Source organism: Halorubrum sp. Atlit-26R, from assembly GCF_003666015.1.
Classification (GTDB): Archaea; Halobacteriota; Halobacteria; order Halobacteriales; family Haloferacaceae; genus Halorubrum.
On the sequence record NZ_QPLT01000249.1, the window covers coordinates 1 to 676 of the forward strand.

At 56.4% G+C, this 676-nt stretch carries 1 pseudogene; it reads right to left on the reverse strand.

Features of this window, described 5'->3' with window-relative positions:
* Positions 1 to 197: 197 nt before the first annotated feature.
* A pseudogene (locus DVK07_RS20380) lies at positions 198 to 676 on the reverse strand (transposase); the annotation flags it as partial.

The window sequence follows — 676 nt, forward strand, 5'->3', positions numbered from 1 at the left end:
CATTGGAAGTTGAGACTACAGCGGGTTTAGCGGGTGTGAGATGCGTGATTTCGACTGAATCGGTGCGCAGATATCGGTTGGATGATGCCTCCGAGAGCGGTTTCGTGTCGGCCATCGAACTATTTCGGGAAATGACCGAAGTTCGCAAGAGCGCTGCCGCTCACGAGTCGGGGCATCCCCTGAGTCTCAGATGGCCGCTACCCGACCCCCGTCTCCTTCCGGAGCAATGTCAGCGTGTTCTGCGCCGTTACAACGGGTTCACGGTCATACACACCACCATTCTCACACTGAAACAGCATATCGATCCCGCGCCAGATCGAATACAGGAGACACGCAAACGCGAAATAAAAGAATCGCAGCACGAAGTCTTTCGACGTTGTCGCTGCCATGAACCGCTTGATCGACTTGTAGCCGCGCTCAATGTCCCAGCGTTTCCCATATTCTGTGATGGCGCTGGGGTCGCCGTTGGTCATGAACACGGCGTACTGCCCGTGATCCGTCCGGTCTGAGTTCTTCTTTCGACGGTACTGGAGCGTCCTCTCGTGCCACTCGTTGTTGCCCAGATGGAGTTTGCGATCGGTGACGTAGCGGTCTTGGTCGCGCTGAAGCAATCGTTTGGCCTGAGCTTTCTCGCTGGTGTGCATCCGCTTTGGCACAACATACGTGACGCCCCGGT